Below are 18,293 nucleotides of genomic sequence, written 5' to 3'. Positions count from 1 at the left end.
GTACGGGCGGTGCGAGCGGTACGGGCGGTGCTTCGACGCGCCGCCCGTACCGCCACGCCGCCGTTCAGCTCGGCTGCGGAACCGCCGCGTCCTCACGGAGCACGAACGCCGGGTCGACCTGCGCGGCCAGGTCCCCGCCGGTCTTCGCGTTGCCCCAGCTCTCCGCGTTCCGGAGGTGGAAGTGCACCATCTGCCGCGTGTAGCGCTCCCAGTCGCGGTTCGCGTACGAGTCCTCGGCCGCGTCCTCCAGGACCTGGAGCGCCACGCGGTTCTCCGCCTCCAGCAGTTCGAAGGGGGCCGGGCGGCCCTTCTCCATGGACCGCACCCAGTTGGAGTGGCCGACGGTGACGAGCAGGTCGTCGCCCACCTCGTCCTGGAGGAAGTCCACGTCGTCCTGGGCCTGGACCTTGTTGCCGACGACGTTCAGCGCGATGCCGAAGTCCCGTGCGTACTCCTTGTACTGGCGGTAGACCGACACACCCTTGCGCGTCGGCTCCACCACCAGGAACGTCATGTCGAACCGGGTGAACATCCCGGACGCGAACGAGTCCGAGCCCGCCGTCATGTCGACCACGACGTACTCGTCCGGGCCGTCGACGAGGTGGTTCAGGAAGAGTTCGACCGCGCCGACCTTGGAGTGGTAGCAGGCCACTCCCAGGTCGGACTCGGTGAAGGGGCCCGTGGCCATCAGCTGGATGTCGCCGTCGTCCAGCCGTACGGTGCGGGCGCAGGCGTCGTACACCGGGTTGGACTCGCGGACCCGCAGCAGTCGGGAACCCTCGCCGGGGGGTGTCGTCTTGATCATCGAGTCGGCGGACGTGATCCGCTGGTTGGTGCCGCGCAGGTACTCCTTGATGAGCGGCAGATGCGCGCCCATCGCGGGCAGCGCGGCGGTCTGCTCCTCGTCGAGACCGAGCGCGGCCCCGAGATGCTGGTTGATGTCGGCGTCCACCGCGATGACGGGGGCCTCGTTTGCGGTCAGATGGCGGATGAAGAGCGAGGCCAGCGTCGTCTTGCCGCTGCCGCCCTTGCCCACGAAAGCGATCTTCATGTTCACCTAGCGTAGTGCTGATGTTGCTGTCCGCTGTCACTTCCGGTGAAGAAGACCACTCCAACGTGGGGCGCGCGCTGTGGGCGCGTAGCCTTGCTACCTATGAGTACGACAGCTGCGAACGCTTCGTCCGCTCCGCGAGGGCACGACCCTCTCGCCACACTGGGCTCCCTGCCGGGCGTCCCCGAGGCGGTGGATTCGGTGCGCGAGGCGGTCGACCGGGTCTACGGGCACCGAGTGATGAGACGCCGCAGCAACGAGGTCACCTCGGAGGCCGCGCTGCGAGCGGCGCGCGGATCGGCGGCGCTCTCCGGGGCTGACTGGGCGCTGGAAGAGGTACGCAGGCGCAGCGACTTCGGCTCCGCGGCCGACGCGCTGACGGTGGGAGCCGCACTGCGGCTGACCGCGGAGGCGGGGCAACTCCTCTCCATCTGGCGGCAGTCGCCCGTGCGGGTGCTGGCCCGGCTGCATCTGGTGGCGGCCGGTGGCGTCGGCGCGGGGGCCACGGCCGCCGAGGGTTCGGAGGTCGCGGTCGCGGGGGAGACGGTGGGTCGGCCGAGGCTGGCCGGTGAACCGGTCGTCGAGACGCCGGGGCCGGACAGCCCCAAGCCGCTGATCGAGGCGCCGCTGCCCGGCGCCGACGAGGTGGCCGGACGGCTGGACGGCCTCTCCGGGCTGGTGGTCGACGGGAGTTCGGCGCCCGCACTCGTCACGGCGGCCGTGGTGCACGGCGAACTGCTGGCGCTGCGCCCCTTCGGCTCGTACAACGGCCTGGTGGCGCGCGCCGCCGAACGGATCGTGCTGATCGGCAGTGGGCTCGACCCCAAGTCGATCTGCCCGTCCGAGGTCGGGCACGCGGAGTTGGGGCGCGCGGCGTACGTGGCGGCGTTCGAGGGTTATCTCTCGGGAACGCCGGAGGGGATGGCGGCCTGGATCGCGCACTGCGGGCGCGCGGTCGAACTGGGTGTCAGGGAGTCGACCGCCGTGTGCGAGGCGCTCCAGCGCGGCGCGGCCTGAGCCGCGGGTCGCTCGCCGGCCTGCCCGGTCGGCAGGGGCCCTTCGGTGTGCGGTCGCCCACACGAATGCGGCGGTACCGGAGAGGTACCGCCGCTGGCACGTCCACCCAGTTACCAGGCGTCCTCGTAATTTTGCCCATCAGGTCGGGTACTTCGCCCGTCCCTGGTGCGGCTGGCCCGTAATCGACGGGTCGACGTCGCGTGGGTACTCGGTTTTCATGCTCGGTCCGTGGGGCCTTCTTGCGTCAACAGGTCATCCTCTCGGATGTCCTTGGTCTCGCGGGCCGTCGATTCCTTTGTACTCCTGTCCGGAGGCAAGCGAAAGACCTCGCTCGGCAACTTTACTTTTAGGTTCAAATAGGGGCGAACTACCGGGCCGTAGCCGGTCCGGTCACGCCGAAGCCGCCTGGCGCCGCCGACTCGCGTACCAGACAAGCCCCGCGGTGGCCGCCGCCGCGCCCACCGCCGCGGCCGCCACGAGTGCCGGCCGTGGCGGCATGGAGAAGGCGGGCAGTCGCTGCTTGAGCCGGACCGGCCGATCGAAGACGAGAATCGGCCAATCGCGGGCCACCGCCTCGCGGCGCAGGGCCCTGTCCGGATTGACCGCGTACGGGTGGCCGACCGACTGGAGCATCGGCAGGTCGGTGGCGGAGTCGCTGTACGCGTAACAGCGGTCCAGGTCGTATCCCTCGGACGCGGCGAGCGCCTTGACCGCCGCGGCCTTGGTCGGTCCGTAGGCGTAGTACTCGATCTCGCCCGTGAAGCAGCCGTCCTCGCCGACCACCATGCGGGTCGCCACGACCCGGTCGGCGCCGAGGAGTTCGCCGATGGGCTCGACGACCTCCGCGCCGGACGTGGAGACGATCACCACGTCGCGTCCGGCCGTGTGGTGATCCTCGATGAGGGAGGCGGCCTCGTCGTAGATGATCGGGTCGATGAGATCGTGCAGCGTCTCGGCGACGATCTCCTTGACCTGCTGGACGTTCCAGCCCTTGCAGAGTGCGGAGAGGTACTCGCGCATGCGCTCCATCTGGTCGTGATCGGCGCCGCCGGCGAGAAAGACGAACTGCGTGTATGCGGTGCGCAGTACGGCTCGGCGGTTGATCAGTCCGCCTTGATAGAAGGACTTGCTGAAGGTCAACGTCGACGACTTCGCAATGACCGTCTTGTCCAGGTCAAAGAAGGCCGCTGTGCGAGGCAAGGAGTGGTTTTCCACGAAGTCGAGCATAGGCGCCCACCATTCGGCGTAAGGTACGGCGCGTGGGTTTGCCTGAGAAGGCTCTCGGGTACACCATGGAAGTCACGGATCGTTCGCGACCGTGCTCACCTGGTCCGGCTCCTCCCCCCCCGAGTCGGTCTGGGGGACGACCCCCGCTCTCCCCCCCGGCGGGGGTCGTCGCATGTCCGGATACGTTTCCGACGTCCGGGCCCGTGGCCTCGCCCATCCCCCTCCCCTCGTGGCACCTCGCGTGCGCGGATCTGATTCGCACTCTACTCGTCACTGTGCGTAGTTGCCAGGCTGCTCTCGGAAGTCACCGGTATGAGCTACGGAGATATTCACAACCGGTGAGTTGTCCACAGCTTTTGAGCAAGATCCACACGTTTTTTCCGCGCGGTGCACGGTGATTTCCCACCGCGAAAGTTCGCGGTAGCCGGAATCACAGATGCCGGATCACTTCGAGATCGCTGAGAGCCCGCTCCGCCGATGCCCTTCGGGTGTCCGCGGAAGGTAGGGGTTCGCGCTTCGGCGCGACTGCGGACATCGATCCGGGATCGCGGTAAATAGGGGGTGGAGAGAATGGCTGGATTCAGGACGTCCGACCGCTCGCCGGTCGCCGAAGGGCGCCTGGCCGGACCGCTGATCGTGACCGAGGACGTCGAGCTGCTCGACGATCTGCTGCGGCTGTGCGCGGCCGCCGGCGCGGAGCCGGAGGTGCATCACTCCGTGCCCGAGCGGCGGGGCGGTTGGGAGTCCGCGCCGCTGGTGCTGGTTGGTGACGACGCGGCTTTACGCTGCCGGTCCGCCACCCGGCGCCGGGATGTGCTGCTCGTCGGCCGGGACCAGGACGACCCGGACGTATGGCGGCGGGCGGTCGAGATCGGCGCCGAGAGCGTGCTGCGGCTGCCCGACGCCGAGAGCTGGCTCGTGGACCGGATCGCCGACGTCGCCGAAGGGGTCGGGCGCCAGGCGCTCACCGTCGGGGTGATCGGGGGCCGGGGCGGTGCCGGCGCTTCGACGCTGGCCTGCGCCCTGGCGGTCACGGCGGCCCGGCAGGGCCTGCGCACCATGCTCGTCGACGGCGACCCGCTCGGCGGCGGGCTCGACGTGCTGCTCGGCGGCGAACGGGTGGAGGGACGCCGGTGGCCTGATTTCGCCGCCTCCAAGGGGCGAGTGGCGGGTGGTGCGTTGGAGGAGTCGCTGCCCCGTCTGCATGATCTGCGCGTCCTCAGCTGGGACCGGGGCGATTCCGTACTGGTCCCGCCCGAGGCCATGCGGTCCGTCCTCGCGGCGGCCCGCAGGCGGTGCGGAGTCGTGGTCGTGGATCTTCCGCGGCGGGTCGACGAGGGCGTGGCGGAGGCGCTGGCGCAGTTGGACGTCGGACTGCTGGTGGTGCCGGGAGAGCTGCGGGCCGTCGCGGCCGCCGGCCGGGTCGCGTCCTTGGTGGGCATGGTGCTGCCGGACCTGCGGGCGGTGGTCCGTGGGCCGTACGCGACCGGGCTGGACGACAGTTGGGTGGCCGACGCGCTGCGGCTGCCGCTCGTGGGTGAACTTCCCAAGGAGCCGGGCCTGTTGGCCGCCCAGGAGAGCGGGGCGCCGCCGGGGGCGAGCGTGCGGGGGCCGCTGGCGCGGTTCTGCGCCGCGTTCTGGGACCGGGCGCTGGTGGGCGCCGGGGACGGGAGCGTGACCGCGTGAGCGCCCTGGCGCGGCCCAGGGGCGCGCAGGTCGGTGGAGCGCTCCTGGACGCCGTACGGCAGCGTCTGGCGGAGAGCGGGGCCGAGCCGACCCCGGCGCGCGTGGCGGCGGCTCTGAGGGCCCAGGGAAGGCTCCTGGGGGACACGGAAGTGCTCGGTGCCGCCGAGGAGTTGAGGTGCGAGCTGGTCGGGACGGGGCCGCTGGAGCCCCTGCTGGCCGATCCCTCCGTGACCGACGTGCTGGTCTCTGCACCCGACCGAGTCTGGGTGGACCGGGGCGGCGGGCTGGAGCTGACGGACGTCTCGTTCGCGGACGCCTCGGCCGTACGGAGGCTGGCGCAGCGGCTCGCGGCGGTGGCGGGCAGACGGCTGGACGACGCCCGCCCCTGGGTGGACGCCCGACTGCCCGACGGGACGCGCATGCACGCGGTGCTGCCCCCGGTGGCCGTCGGATCGACCTGTCTGTCGCTGCGGGTCGTGCGCCCCCGGGCCTTCTCGCCGGCGGAACTGACCGCCGCCGGGACGGTGCCGCCGGGCGGTGAGCGACTGCTGCGGGCGCTGATCGAGGCCCGGGTGTCGTTCCTGATCAGCGGCGGTACGGGATCGGGAAAGACGACCCTGCTGTCGGCCCTGCTCGGCCTGGTGGGGGAGCGCGAGCGGATCGTACTGGCCGAGGACTCGGCCGAGTTGAGGCCCGATCACCCGCACGTGGTGCGCCTGGAGGCGCGGCCCGCCAATCAAGAAGGCGCGGGCGAGGTGACGCTGGAGGACCTGGTACGGCAGGCGTTGCGGATGCGGCCCGACCGGCTGGTGGTCGGCGAGGTGCGCGGAGCGGAGGTGACGACGCTCCTCGCGGCCTTGAACACGGGCCACGAGGGCGGCTGCGGGACGGTCCACGCGAACACCGCCGCCGACGTGCCCGCGCGGCTGGAAGCCCTCGGGACGGCCGCCGGGCTCGACCGGGCCGCCCTGCACAGTCAGTTGGCGGCGGCGCTTTCGGTGGTGATCCATCTCGTACGGGACCGGGCCGGGAGGCGTCGTATCGCCGAGGTGCACGTGCTGGAGCGGGACGCGGCGGGGCTGGTGGTGCCGGTGCCCGCATTGCGCTGGGGCGCGGAGGGGTTCGCGTACGAACGGGGCTGGCCGAGACTGAGGTCGCTGATCGGGGACGCGCTGTGACGGCGATGGAGATGACCCTGATCCCGCTCCCGATGGGCGTCACCGTCTTCTGCGCCGCGGTGTCCGCGGGATTGGCGGTTTGGCACTGGGTGGGCGGTGGGTCGGTGTCACGCCGGGCGGAGCTGCTGTTCAGCGGCAGTGTCGGCGGTCCGGCCTGGGCCGGGGTGAGGCGGAAGACGCCGCCGCGCGTGCGTGCGGCGGCGGTCCGGAAGCGGCTGACGGAGTTGCCGAGGGAGTGGTTCTGTCTGCCCGTCGCCGCGGTGTTCGCTCTGTGGGGCGAGTCGGTGCTGCCGCTGGTCGCCGGTGCGGTGGCGGTGCCGTTCGTGGGGCGGCGGCTGCGGGCCGGGGAGCGGCGGCGGGCGGCGGAGCGGCGCGCCGAGGCCGTGCGTGGTCTCTGTGACGTGTTCGTCGGGGAGTTGAGAGCCGGGGCGCAACCGGCCGAGGGACTCACCACGGCAATCCGGGCCGTCCGTCCCGACCTGAACGGTTCGGAGATCGCTCTGGTTGTCGCGGATGCCCGATTCGGCGGCGACGTCCCCGCGGCTCTGCGCAAGGCGGCCCGACTGCCGGGCGCGGAGGGACTCGTCGGGGTCGCGGCCTGCTGGCGGGTCGCGGTGGACGGCGGAGCCGGACTCGCGGCCGGGCTCGAACGGCTCGGGGCCACTCTGCGGGCGCAGCGGGATCAACGGGACGCCTTGCGGGCCCAATTGGCCGGCGCGTGGTCCACGGTCGTGGTGCTGGCGCTTCTGCCTCTGGTGGGTCTGGCGATGGGCTGGGCCATGGGCGCCGACCCGATGGGCGTGCTGCTGCACACCCCGGCCGGGCTGAGCTGTCTGGTGGTGGGCGCGCTGCTGGAGGCGGCGGGCTTCTGGTGGGCGGGGCGGATCGTCCGGGGCGGGAGCGCGTCATGAACGGGTGGCTCGCGCAGGGGGATTTCGTCCACAGCGTGTGGGTGGCCGCCTCCCTGCTGGCGGCGGTGGTGTCCGTGGTCCTCGCGTGGTCGGGGTGGCGGCGTGAACGGGTCGCGCGCGCACGGACGGTGGCGCTGCTGGCCATGGAGCCGGCGCCCGGTCGGCGGCGTGTACCACCGGAGTTCGGGGTCCGACTCAGGCGGTGGGGGCCGCCGTTGGGGATCGGGTGCCTCGGCTGGGCCCTGGTCGGGGGGATCGTCGGGCCGGTGGTGGGGCTCGCCTGTGCGTACGGCGTCGGGTGGTGGCTGCGTACGCGTAAGCCGGACTCCACGGCGGCCACGGACGAGGCCGCGCGTCAATTGCCGCTCGCGGCCGATCTGTTGGCCGCATGCGTGTCGGCGGGCGCGAGTCCGCGCGAGGCGGCGGAGGCCGTGGGCGAGTCGCTGGGCGGACCGGTGGGCGACCGGCTGGTGAGTACGGCGGCGGCGCTGCGGCTCGGGGGCGAACCGGTCGAGACGTGGGGGCGGTTCGGCGAGATACCGGGCGCCTCGGACCTGGCCCGCTGTCTGGAGCGGGCCGGATCGACGGGAGCGCCGGCGGCGGAGCCCGTAGCCAGGCTGGCCGACCGCCTCAGGGCGGAGCGCGCCCGGCAGGCGGCGGCGCGCGCGGGCCGGGCCCAGGCGCTGATCACCGCTCCGGTGGGGCTGTGCTTCCTGCCCGCCTTTCTGGCGGTGGGGGTGGCCCCGGTGGTGATCGGCCTTGCGACCGGGCTGCTGCGGGGCAACTGAGCCTCTCGACCGAGCTGTTTCAACTGTGCTGATCCAACTGTGCTGATCAAACGGGAGGTTGACATGAAGATGCGGATGGGGCTGTCGGGACGGCAGGCGTGGCGTGTGGTGGAGGGGGCGAGCAGGGTGAGCCGACTGCGCCGGAGCAGGGCCCGGGTCGGCGCGGTCCCACGGATGGGAACCGGCCTGCGGACCCGTGCCGGCCTGCGGGCGGACCCCGGAAATGTGAGCGCCGAGTACGCGATGGTGACGCTCGCCGCGTGCGGTCTCGCCGCCGGGCTCTACAAGGTGGTCACGGGTGCGTCCGTCACCGGCGCCCTGGAGTCGGTCATCGGGAACGCTCTCGATGCGAAGTTCTGAGTCCGCAGCGGCGGCCCGCGGGGCCGGGACCGCCCGGCCGTCCGGAGAGGACGGCGATCGCGGGTCGGTGACGGCGGAGGCGGCCGTGGCGGTACCGGCGCTGGTGGTGTTCGTCGCGGCGCTGCTGTGGGCCCTGATGGCGGCCTCCGCGCAGATCCAGTGCGTGGACGCCGCGAGGGCGGGGGCTAGGGCAGCGGCCCGGGCCGAGCCACAGGCCGTGGCGGTGGAAGCCGCCCGCTCGGCCGCACCCGCGGGCGCCGAGGTCACGCTGGCCCGCTCGGAGGACCTGTGGCGGGTGCGGGTGGAGGCCCCGACCCCGGGGCCCCGGGGTATCGCGCTGACGCTCGCCGCGGAGGCGGTGGCACCGGCCGAGGACAGGGCGGCGGGCGGGGCGGGGCCCGCGAAGGAGGTGCCATGAGCCGGGACCGAGGGTCGGCGACGGTGTGGGCGGCCCTGGCGACGACCGCGCTGTGTGCCGTGTTCGCGGTGGTCCTCGCCATGGGCCAGGCGGTGGTGGCCAGGCACCGCGCGGGCTCGGCGGCGGACCTGGCGGCGCTGGCGGCGGCCGGTCACGCGCTGCGCGGGGCGGAGGCCGCCTGCGCGCGGGCGGCCGAGGTGGCCGGGGCGCAGGGAGCCGAGGTGGTGCGGTGCGCGGTGGTCGGCGAGATCGCGGACGTGACCGCGCGGGCGGACTTCGGCCCGTACGCCCCGACGGTCAGGGCCCGCGCGGGCCCGCCGGACGCGCTGCCCGCGCCCATGCCCACGTTGGGGCCCACACCCCCGTCCGCCACGGCACCGTTGCGGATACCGGGGACGCCACCGGCACCTGTACGGCCGGCCCCGGGGCCCGGACCGCCACCGCCCGACACCCTCAGCCCGTGACCTCGGCTCCGGCTCCGGCCTCGGCCGTCCGTGGCCCGGGCAGGTCCGGCGGGTCCGGCGTCCGGGCCGGCGGGGGCGCCGACCTCAGGAGTTCGCCGAGGAGCCGTACGGCCGCGCGCTTGTGCAGGGGTTCGTTGCCGTTGCCGCACTTCGGGGACTGGATGCACGACGGGCAGCCCGCCTCGCACTCGCACGAGGCGATCGCCTCGCGGGTCGCGGTGAGCCATTCGCGCGCGGTGTGGAAGGCGCGTTCGGCGAAGCCCGCGCCGCCGGGGTGGCCGTCGTACACGAAGACCGTCGGCAGCAGGGTGTCCGGGTGGAGCGGTACGGACACGCCGCCGATGTCCCGGCGGTCGCAGGTCGCGAACAGCGGGAGCATCCCGATGGACGCGTGCTCGGCGGCGTGCAGTGCGCCGCCCAACTGCTCGGGATTGACCCGGGCGGCGTCGAGTTGGTCCTCGGTGACCGTCCACCAGACGGCGCGGGTGCGCAGTGTGCGGGGAGGCAGATCGAGTTTGCTCTCGCCCAGGACCTCGCCGGTGATGAGCCGGCGGCGGAGGAAGGAGACGACCTGGTTGGTGACCTCGACGGAGCCGTAACAGAGGCGTCCACCGCCCCACGGAATCTCCGTGTCGGCTTCGAGGACGGAGATGGCGGTGGTGTCGCGCGCGGTGGTGGAGTACGGCGGGGCGGCCTCCTCGACGAGCGCGACCGAGTCCGCCAGATCCAACTGCTTCACGAGATAGGTGCGGCCCTGGTGCAGATGGACGGCGCCGTCGTGCACGGCGGTGTGGGAGGCCGCTTCGTCGACGGTGCCGAGCAGCCTGCCGGTGCCCGCCTCGACGATCTGGACGGGCCGGCCGCCCTCGCCCCGGATGTCGGCGAGATCGGCGGCCCGCTCGCGGCGGGTCCAGTACCAGCCGGTGGTGCGCCGCCGCAGCAGGCCCGCCGTGACGAGCTGCGGCAGCAGCTCGGGCACCGCGGGGCCGAAGAGATCCAGATCGGCCTCGGTGAGCGGTAGTTCGGCGGCGGCCGCGCACAGATGGGGGGCGAGGACGTACGGGTTGTCCGGGTCGAGGACGGTGGACTCGACGGGCTGCTGGAACAGCGCCTCGGGGTGGTGGACGAGGAAGGTGTCCAGCGGGTCGTCCCTGGCGACCAGGATGGCCAGCGCGCCCTGGCCGGCCCGTCCGGCGCGGCCCGCCTGCTGCCACAGGGAGGCGCGGGTGCCCGGATAGCCGGCGATGACGACGGCGTCGAGGCCGGAGACATCGATGCCCAACTCCAGGGCGGTGGTGGCGGCGAGGCCGAGAAGCTCGCCGGAGTGCAGGGCACGCTCCAGGGCGCGGCGCTCCTCGGGGAGATAGCCGCCCCGGTAGGCGGCGACGCGTCTGACGAGGGAGCGGTCGACCTCGGCGAGGCGTTCCTGGGCGATGACCGAGACAAGCTCGGCGCCGCGCCGGGACCGTACGAAAGCCACCGAACGGATGTTCTGGAGGGTCAGGTCGGTGAGGATGTCGGCCGTCTCCGCCGTGGCGGTGCGGCGGACCGGTGCGCCCTTCTCGCCGTGGAGCTCGGTGAGAGGGGGCTCCCAGAGGGCGAAGACGACCTCGCCGCGCGGCGAGGCGTCGTCGGCGACCTCGTGGACGGGCAGACCGGTGAGCCGCCCCGCGGCCGACGCGGGCTCGGCCGCGGTGGCCGAGGCGAGGAGGAAGACGGGGTCGGAGCCGTACCGGGCGCAGACACGTCGCAGACGGCGCAGGACCTGGGCGACATGGGAGCCGAAGACACCGCGGTAGGTGTGGCACTCGTCGATCACGACGTAGCGCAGGGAGCGCAGGAAGGAGGACCAGCGGGGGTGGCCGGGGAGTATCCCGCGGTGCAGCATGTCGGGATTGGTGAGTACGTAGTTGGCGTACTGGCGTACCCATTCGCGCTCTTCGACGGGGGTGTCGCCGTCGTACACGGCCGGGCGCACGCTGTTGCCGAGCGGTGCGGCGAGCGCCTTCACGGCACGGCGCTGGTCGGCGGCGAGCGCCTTCGTCGGGGAGAGGTACAGGGCGGTCGTCCCGCGACCGTTGGGGGCCTCGGAGCCCTCCAGGAGTGTGGTGAGCACCGGCGCGAGGTAGGCGAGGGACTTGCCGGACGCGGTGCCGGTCGCGATCACGACGGATTCGCCGTCCAGGGCGTGCTCGGCGGCGGCGGCCTGGTGGGCCCACGGGTGGTCGACCCCGGCCAGTTGAATGGCGTTGATCACTTCTGGCCGGATGCGATCGGGCCAGACCGCATGACGACCCGCACGTGGGGGCAAGTGCTCCGTATGGGTGATGCGCGCGGCCCGGCCCGCTCCCGCGGTGAGCCGGTCCAGGACCGTACTGGGGGAGGGGCGGGAGTCCCCGCTCTCGGGCGGCCTGCCAGGACCGTGATTCGTGGCCATCGGCACCGAGTCTGTCACTGGCGTGGCGGACAATGGTCCTAAGGCGTCGTGCATGGCTGCCGGTAAGTGATTGAATGCCATCGCGGCTGGCGATACGCCCCCTGGCTCCGTCGGGAGAGACCCGAGGGGCGACCGCTCGATTGCAAGGTGCTGGAGGATCCGTGGACCTGTCCCTGTCGACTCGCAATGTGTCCGGCCCCGGTGGCGACCGTACGGTCGTCGAGGTCGGTGGCGAGATTGATGTGTATACCGCGCCCAAGCTGCGCGAGCAGTTGGTCGAGTTGGTGAACGACGGCAGTTACCACCTGGTCGTCGACATGGAGGGCGTGGACTTCCTGGACTCGACCGGTCTGGGCGTGCTCGTGGGTGGACTCAAGCGTGTGCGTGCCCACGAGGGCTCGCTGCGTCTCGTCTGCAACCAGGAGCGCATTCTCAAGATCTTCCGGATCACTGGCCTGACCAAGGTGTTCCCCATTCACACCACGGTCGAAGAGGCCGTCGCCGCCACCGACTGAGTCGGGCCGGAGGCTTTCGGAAGGAAGGGCGGGGGGCGCCGGGCGTGATGCCCGGGGCACCCGCGCCCCAGTTTTCGCACGCTCGTACGTCTGAGGGGGATCGCATGGCCACCGTTGAACTCCGCTTCAGCGCCCAGCCCGAGCACGTCAGGACGGCCCGTCTGGTGGCGGCTGCCGTGGCGCGCCGGGCCGGTGTCGACGAAGCAGTGTTGGACGAGGTCAGGCTCGCCGTCGGTGAGGCGTGCAGCCGCGCGGTCGGTCTGCACCGCAGCCACGGCATCACCGCGCCCGTGCGGGTCGTGCTGACCGAGGAGGAGAAGGTCTTCTCCATCGAGGTCGGCGACGAGGTGCCCGCCCCGGGCACCACGGCCGCCGCCGAGAACGTGCCGGTCTCCCGCAGGTCCGTCCTCGCGGGCGATCTCTACGAGACGGACTCCGGCGACGGCGAGGACGAGATGGGTCTCGCGGTCATCAGCGGACTCGTCGACGACGTCGAAGTGACGTCCGACGGGACCGGCGGCGTCATCCGGATGAGCTGGCCGACCGCCTCGGCGGTCGCGCTCCCCTGAATACGCGTATGTGTACGGCCCGAGGCGGGCGGCCGGCCCTTCGTGGGCGGTCCGCCTCCGGGGCGGACTCGAGAGCGTGATCCAATTTCTTTGAGGCCCTGCTGAGCAGGGCCTTTTCTATTTCTCCGGGATAATGGATCACCAGTCAATGCGTTGATCCCATTACGCATTCCGGAGCGCTTTTCGGGGCCCGATCATTTGCGGCTCCGCAAGTCAAGGTCAATTACACGCGGCGCACTCTGTTTTGATCAGCTTCCGCTCCCTACAATCCGTCCATCTTGAGCGCTGAGCGTCAAGGAGGACGAATGGCGGGCCACATCGATCCACAACTGTCCGAGCACTCCACTTCTCTCGCTGCCGCGATACTCACGGACGGCAACAGACTGATCGTGATCATCATCGCGGTCATCGCGCTGGCGGCGCTGCTCGTCGCCCAGCGGCTGGTCCGTCAGGTGCTGGCGGCCGACGAGGGCACCGACTCCATGAAGGAGATCGCGGCTGCTGTACAGGAAGGCGCGAATGCCTATCTGGCACGGCAGTTGCGCACCCTCGCTATTTTCGCTGTCGTGGTGTTCTTCCTGTTGTTGTTGCTTCCGGCCGACGGCTGGTCGGAACGCGCGGGACGTTCACTGTTCTTCCTGGTGGGTGCGCTTTTCTCGGCGGCCACCGGATACTTCGGCATGCGCCTTGCCGTACGCAGCAATGTGCGCGTCGCCGCAGCCGCGCGAGAGGCGACCCCGGCGGAGGGCGAACCGGAAAAGGATCTGACAGCCGTCGCGCACAAGGCAATGAAGATCGCTTTCCGTACCGGTGGCGTGGTCGGCATGTTCACGGTGGGCCTCGGCCTGCTGGGCGCCTCCTGCGTGGTCCTCGTCTACGCCGAGGACGCCCCCAAGGTCCTGGAGGGCTTCGGACTCGGTGCCGCGCTGATCGCCATGTTCATGCGTGTCGGCGGCGGCATCTTCACCAAGGCCGCGGACGTCGGCGCCGACCTCGTCGGCAAGGTCGAACAGGGCATCCCCGAGGACGACCCGCGCAACGCGGCGACCATCGCCGACAACGTGGGGGACAACGTCGGCGACTGCGCCGGCATGGCGGCCGACCTCTTCGAGTCGTACGCCGTGACGCTCGTCGCCGCGCTCATCCTCGGCACGGCCGCGTTCGGCAACTTCGGGCTCGGCTTCCCGCTGATCGTCCCCGCGATCGGTGTCATCACGGCGATGATCGGCATCTTCGCCGTCGCGCCGCGGGCCTCCGACCGCAGCGGGATGACCGCGATCAACCGCGGCTTCTTCATCTCCGCGGTGATCTCGCTGGTCCTGGTGGCGGTGGCGGCGTACACGTATCTGCCTTCCACGTACGCGGAGTTGGACGGCGTGACCGCCGACGAGATCACCTCGCACTCCGGTGACCCGAGGACGTTCGCGCTGGTCGCCGTCGCCATCGGCATCGTGCTCGCCGCGCTCATCCAGCAGCTCACGGGTTACTTCACCGAGACCAACCGGCGCCCGGTCCGCGACATCGGCAAATCGGCGCTCACCGGGCCGGCCACCGTCGTCCTGGCCGGTATGGCCATCGGTCTGGAGTCCGCCGTCTACACGGCGCTGCTGATCGGCCTCGGCGTCTACGGGGCGTTCCTCCTCGGCGGCACTTCGATAATGCTCGCGCTCTTCGCGGTGGCGCTGGCCGGCACCGGCCTCCTCACCACCGTCGGCGTCATCGTCGCCATGGACACCTTCGGTCCCGTCTCCGACAACGCCCAGGGCATCGCCGAGATGTCCGGTGACGTCGAGGGCGCGGGCGCGCAGGTGCTCACCGACCTCGACGCCGTGGGCAACACCACGAAGGCCATCACCAAGGGCATCGCCATCGCCACCGCCGTACTGGCGGCGGCGGCGCTCTTCGGCTCGTACCGGGACGCCATCGCCACGGCCGTCTCGGACGTGGGGGCGAGGGCCGACGAGATGGGTCTGAGTCTCGACATCTCCCAGCCCAACAACCTGGTCGGGCTGATCCTCGGCGCCGCGGTCGTGTTCCTCTTCTCGGGGCTCGCGATCAACGCCGTGTCGCGGTCGGCCGGTTCGGTGGTCTACGAGGTGCGGCGGCAGTTCCGCGAGCACCCCGGGATCATGGACTACACGGAGAAGCCCGAGTACGGACGAGTCGTCGACATCTGTACGAAGGACGCGTTGCGCGAGCTGGCCACGCCGGGTCTGCTCGCCGTACTCACCCCGATCGCGGTCGGTTTCTCCCTCGGTGTCGGCGCGCTCGGCTCGTTCCTGGCCGGCGCGATCGGCACCGGCACGCTGATGGCCGTCTTCCTCGCCAACTCCGGCGGGGCGTGGGACAACGCCAAGAAGCTCGTCGAGGACGGCCATCACGGCGGCAAGGGCAGCGACGCCCATGCCGCGACCGTCATCGGCGACACCGTCGGCGACCCCTTCAAGGACACGGCCGGACCGGCGATCAACCCGCTGCTGAAGGTCATGAACCTGGTGGCGCTGCTCATCGCTCCGGCGGTGGTGCAGTTCAGTTACGGCGGCGACGCCAACGCCGGGGTGCGCGCGGTGGTGGCCGTGCTGGCGATCGGCGTGATCGTCGGGGCGGTGTACGTCTCCAAGCGGCGCTCGGTGACCGTCGACGACGGCGGCGAAGGGGGCGACGACGGAGGCGGCTCCGGGGGCGGGACGACCAAGTCACCGGATCCGGCGGTGGCTTCGTAGCCGTCCTGTAGTCGCGTCGTGGCGGAACGTGTCCGCCGCGGTGGCGGCTACGGCAAGTGGCGGGCGGGCGGCGCGCGTTGGCGCGTCGCCCGCCTGCTTTCCGACCTGCGGGCAGTGGCGGAGTGAGGGTTCTCTCCTTAGGTGTAAATGGTTGCATAGGCCTATAGGTCGGACACTCGGCGTGCGGTAGTCGCCCACTTGGCGTGTATGTTCCGGGGCCGAGAGCCTTGGAAGGGACCCAATCCGGTGAACAAGAAGCTCGCTGCCGCACTGTCCGGCGGCTCGGTACTGCTCATGGCGCTGTCGGGGTGCAGCGACGACAGCGACAGCAAGGTGAACGACTGGGCCAAGAAGGTCTGCGACCAGGTCCAGCCGCAGCTGACGAAGATCGCGAACGCCAACACCTCGATCCAGCAGGCGACCTCGGACAGCAGCAAGCCCGCCGACGTCCAGAAGACCGACGCGGCCGCCTTCCAGTCGATCTCGGACGCCTACAAGGCGCTGGGCGCCGCGGTGGACGGAGCGGGTGCCCCGCCCGTCGACGACGGCGAGAAGACCCAGAAGGAGGCCGTCAGCGAGCTCAACGCCACCTCCAAGGCGTACGCCGGACTCAAGGGCGACGTGGACGACCTCGACACCAAGGACCAGGCGAAGTTCGCGGACGGTCTCAAGGGCGTCGCCGACGACCTCGACAAGCTCAGCGCGAGCGGTGACGAGGCGCTGCAGAAGCTCCAGTCCGGTGACGTCGGCGCGGCGATGGCGAAGCAGCCCGGCTGCCAGCGGCCGAAGACCTCGGCGCCCGCCGAGTCCGGATCGGGCGGTTCCTCGGCTGAGTCGTCCGCCGATACCTCCTCCTGAACAGGTCTCTCGAACCGGGCCTCTTGAGGTGGGCTTCTTGAAGTGGGCCTTCTGACCTGACGCGGCCTCTGTTCTGCCGATTCGTCAGAAGAACGCCCCGTCGTACGTAAGCCCAGTCGTACGCATCGCTGCACCGCTCTCGGACGCGTGACCCGCGGCCCGGCACCCCGCCCGGGGAGCCGGGCCGCGGGCGTTTGTCGGTGGCAGCCGCCACAATGGACGGGTGAGTACGACCAGCCTTCCCGCGCCCGACCACTCGCCCCGACTCCGCGACGCCCTGCTCGCCGGCGACTTCACCGTCGACGGCCTGCTGGACCTGCTCGGCGCGCCCGCCTACGCAGCGCTGGCCCGCAGCGAGAGCGTGCCCGCCCTGCGGGCCACCCGCGGCGACACCCGGCTCGAAACGCTCGTCAGACTCTTCCTGCTCCAGCGGCCGGTCCCCGCCGAGCGGGCCCGTGCCGTACTCCCCCTGGGGGAGTGCCTGGCCGACGGCTGGGTCGTGGAGGACGGTCCGGACGGGGCGTACGTCAGCGCCACCGTCGACGTCCGGCCGTACGGCGGCCCGGACGGAGAGGACTGGTTCATCGTCTCCGACCTCGGCTGCGCCGTCGGCGGCGCCTCCGGGGCGAGCGGCCACGGCGAGGGGGTGGTGCTCGGCGTCGGCGGGGCGTCCACGACGCTCGCCGGACTCACGGTCCGTACGCCGGTCGCCAAGGCCCTCGACGTCGGCACCGGATCCGGTATCCAGGCGCTGCACGCGGCGCGGCACGCCACCAGGGTCACGGCCACCGACCTCAACCCGCGTGCGCTGGAGTGCGCCCGGCTGACGCTCGCCCTGTCCGGGGAACCGGCCGCCGAGCTGCGCGAGGGGTCGCTCTTCGAGCCGGTCGACGGCGAGACGTACGACCTGATCGTGTCGAACCCGCCGTTCGTGATCTCTCCCGGCGCCCGGCTCACCTACCGCGACGGCGGTATGGGCGGCGACGACCTCTGCCGCACGCTCGTCCAGGAGACGGGCGACCGTCTCGCCGACGGGGGGTACGCGCACTTCCTCGCCAACTGGCAGCACGTGGACGGCGAGGAGTGGCAGGACCGGCTGCGGTCCTGGGTGCCGCGGGGCTGCGACGCCTGGATCGTGCAGCGCGAGGTGCAGGACGTGACGCGGTACGCGGAGCTGTGGCTTCGCGACAGCGGCGACCACGAGGCGGACCCGGAGACGTACGCCGCGCGGTACGACGCGTGGCTGGACGAGTTCGAGGCACGGAAGACCAGCGCCGTGGGCTTCGGCTGGATCACCCTCAGGAAGTCGGGCTCCGAGCGGCCGTCGGTGCTCGTGGAGGAGTGGCCGCACCCCGTCGAGCAGCCGCTCGGCGAGACCGTACGGGCCCATTTCGAGCGCCAGGACTATCTGCGGGCGCACGACGACGCCGCCCTGCTCACCGCTCATTTCGAGCTGGCCCCCGAGGTCGTCCAGGAACAGGTCGGGCTGCCCGGCGCGGAGGACCCCGAGCATGTGGTGCTCCGTCAGAACCGTGGCATGCGGCGGGCGACGAAGGTGGACACGGTCGCCGCGGGCTTCGCCGGGGTCTGCGACGGCTCGCTGAGCGCCGGACGGATCCTGGACGCGATCGCCCAGCTCATGGGGGAGGATCCGGTGCTGCTGCGCGACCGGACGCCGCAGGCGATCCGGCTGCTGGTGGAGGAGGGCTTCCTGGTGCCGGTGGCAGGTCCTTGACGGGAGCGCCGGCCGGCCCGTGACCGGTCCGTCGGCCGGCCCCTGACCGGATCGGCTGACTGACCGTCCGGCCTGCCGCCGATCCCCGGGCCGATCTTGCCGTGTATGCCCCTGGCGTATTTCGACTCGCCCAGCCGACGGAGACCGTACGGGCGCAGTTGTCGGGCGCCGGGGCGGGAGTCGCACGGCGCGCGCGGGGAGGCGCCTCCCCGCCGATACCCGGCGGACGCCCCACGACCGGCCTCCGGCCTCCGATGGACGCCGCGAGAGTGAACCCCCCGCGCCGTTCACGCGGAATTCGCGCCAATGACGCACCGAGGTGCCAGCCTCTGCCTCCGAAGCCTCTCGGCATCGGG

At 71.7% G+C, this 18,293-nt stretch carries 16 protein-coding genes; 13 read left to right on the top strand and 3 right to left on the bottom strand.

All coding sequences use genetic code 11. From position 1 onward, the window contains the following. Positions 1-64: 64 nt before the first annotated feature. Positions 65-1,051: an ATP-binding protein gene (locus tag ACFWHU_RS17375; RefSeq protein ID WP_385798456.1), complete on the bottom strand. Its 987-nt coding sequence runs from the start codon at positions 1,049-1,051 to the stop codon at positions 65-67. 102 nt (positions 1,052-1,153) lie between these two features. Here ACFWHU_RS17375 and ACFWHU_RS17370 point away from each other — a divergent pair, with 102 nt between their 5' ends. Continuing rightward, the gene (locus tag ACFWHU_RS17370) at positions 1,154-2,068 is read left to right on the top strand and encodes an oxidoreductase (RefSeq protein ID WP_385798455.1); all 915 of its coding nucleotides are present in this window, start codon (positions 1,154-1,156) and stop codon (positions 2,066-2,068) included. Positions 2,069-2,458: 390 nt separating this feature from the next. Here ACFWHU_RS17370 and ACFWHU_RS17365 read toward each other — a convergent pair whose 3' ends face one another. Continuing rightward, positions 2,459-3,295, bottom strand: a complete 837-nt coding sequence (locus tag ACFWHU_RS17365; protein ID WP_147873647.1) for an HAD family phosphatase — start codon at positions 3,293-3,295, stop codon at positions 2,459-2,461. Positions 3,296-3,865: 570 nt separating this feature from the next. Here ACFWHU_RS17365 and ssd point away from each other — a divergent pair. The 7 genes from ssd to ACFWHU_RS17330 all read left to right on the top strand — a co-directional run bounded on the left by ssd (position 3,866) and on the right by ACFWHU_RS17330 (position 9,100). Beyond that, positions 3,866-4,981, top strand: a complete 1,116-nt coding sequence (gene ssd, locus ACFWHU_RS17360) for a septum site-determining protein Ssd (RefSeq protein WP_387225455.1) — start codon at positions 3,866-3,868, stop codon at positions 4,979-4,981. Next, positions 4,978-6,159, top strand: coding sequence for a TadA family conjugal transfer-associated ATPase (locus ACFWHU_RS17355; RefSeq protein WP_385798450.1), 1,182 nt, complete (start codon positions 4,978-4,980; stop codon positions 6,157-6,159). Before ssd ends, ACFWHU_RS17355 begins: the two co-directional genes overlap by 4 nt. Positions 6,160-6,164: 5 nt before the next feature. Then, positions 6,165-7,070, top strand: coding sequence for a type II secretion system F family protein (locus ACFWHU_RS17350; RefSeq protein ID WP_387225454.1), 906 nt, complete (start codon positions 6,165-6,167; stop codon positions 7,068-7,070). Beyond that, positions 7,067-7,858 carry a type II secretion system F family protein gene (locus tag ACFWHU_RS17345; RefSeq protein WP_385798447.1) on the top strand — a complete coding sequence of 264 codons (792 nt, stop codon included), beginning with the start codon at positions 7,067-7,069 and terminating at the stop codon, positions 7,856-7,858. Before ACFWHU_RS17350 ends, ACFWHU_RS17345 begins: the two co-directional genes overlap by 4 nt. A 63-nt stretch (positions 7,859-7,921) precedes the next feature. Further along, on the top strand, positions 7,922-8,218 hold the full coding sequence (locus ACFWHU_RS17340; RefSeq protein WP_387225453.1) for a DUF4244 domain-containing protein: 297 nt from the start codon (positions 7,922-7,924) through the stop codon (positions 8,216-8,218). Next, a complete protein-coding gene (locus ACFWHU_RS17335) occupies positions 8,205-8,636 on the top strand; it encodes a TadE family type IV pilus minor pilin (protein WP_387225452.1) in 432 nt (143 codons plus the stop codon). The genes ACFWHU_RS17340 and ACFWHU_RS17335 overlap by 14 nt, the downstream gene beginning before the upstream one ends. After that, positions 8,633-9,100 (top strand): Rv3654c family TadE-like protein, encoded by a 468-nt coding sequence (locus tag ACFWHU_RS17330; protein WP_385798441.1) that lies wholly within the window; start codon positions 8,633-8,635, stop codon positions 9,098-9,100. The genes ACFWHU_RS17335 and ACFWHU_RS17330 overlap by 4 nt, the downstream gene beginning before the upstream one ends. On the opposite strand, the gene ACFWHU_RS17325 is transcribed toward ACFWHU_RS17330, so the two are convergent. Next, a complete protein-coding gene (locus ACFWHU_RS17325; RefSeq protein ID WP_387225451.1) occupies positions 9,090-11,618 on the bottom strand; it encodes a DEAD/DEAH box helicase in 2,529 nt (842 codons plus the stop codon). The genes ACFWHU_RS17330 and ACFWHU_RS17325 overlap by 11 nt on opposite strands. Positions 11,619-11,698: 80 nt before the next feature. Here ACFWHU_RS17325 and bldG point away from each other — a divergent pair, with 80 nt between their 5' ends. The 5 genes from bldG (at position 11,699) to ACFWHU_RS17300 (ending at position 17,937) form a co-directional block, all read left to right on the top strand. Next, on the top strand, positions 11,699-12,052 hold the full coding sequence (bldG, locus tag ACFWHU_RS17320) for an anti-sigma factor antagonist BldG (protein WP_078075833.1): 354 nt from the start codon (positions 11,699-11,701) through the stop codon (positions 12,050-12,052). Between the two features lie 104 nt (positions 12,053-12,156). After that, positions 12,157-12,621 carry an ATP-binding protein gene (locus ACFWHU_RS17315; protein ID WP_385798437.1) on the top strand — a complete coding sequence of 155 codons (465 nt, stop codon included), beginning with the start codon at positions 12,157-12,159 and terminating at the stop codon, positions 12,619-12,621. A gap of 305 nt (positions 12,622-12,926) precedes the next feature. Next, positions 12,927-15,344 (top strand): sodium-translocating pyrophosphatase, encoded by a 2,418-nt coding sequence (locus tag ACFWHU_RS17310; protein ID WP_385798435.1) that lies wholly within the window; start codon positions 12,927-12,929, stop codon positions 15,342-15,344. A gap of 246 nt (positions 15,345-15,590) precedes the next feature. After that, the gene (locus ACFWHU_RS17305; protein WP_385798433.1) at positions 15,591-16,202 is read left to right on the top strand and encodes a small secreted protein; all 612 of its coding nucleotides are present in this window, start codon (positions 15,591-15,593) and stop codon (positions 16,200-16,202) included. 223 nt (positions 16,203-16,425) lie between these two features. Further along, positions 16,426-17,937 (top strand): methyltransferase, encoded by a 1,512-nt coding sequence (locus ACFWHU_RS17300; RefSeq protein ID WP_387225450.1) that lies wholly within the window; start codon positions 16,426-16,428, stop codon positions 17,935-17,937. Positions 17,938-18,293: the final 356 nt, after the last annotated feature.

Source organism: Streptomyces sp. NPDC060366 (genome assembly GCF_042725135.1).
Classification (GTDB): domain Bacteria; phylum Actinomycetota; class Actinomycetes; order Streptomycetales; family Streptomycetaceae; genus Streptomyces.
This window is presented reverse-complemented; position numbering and strand designations above follow the sequence as displayed.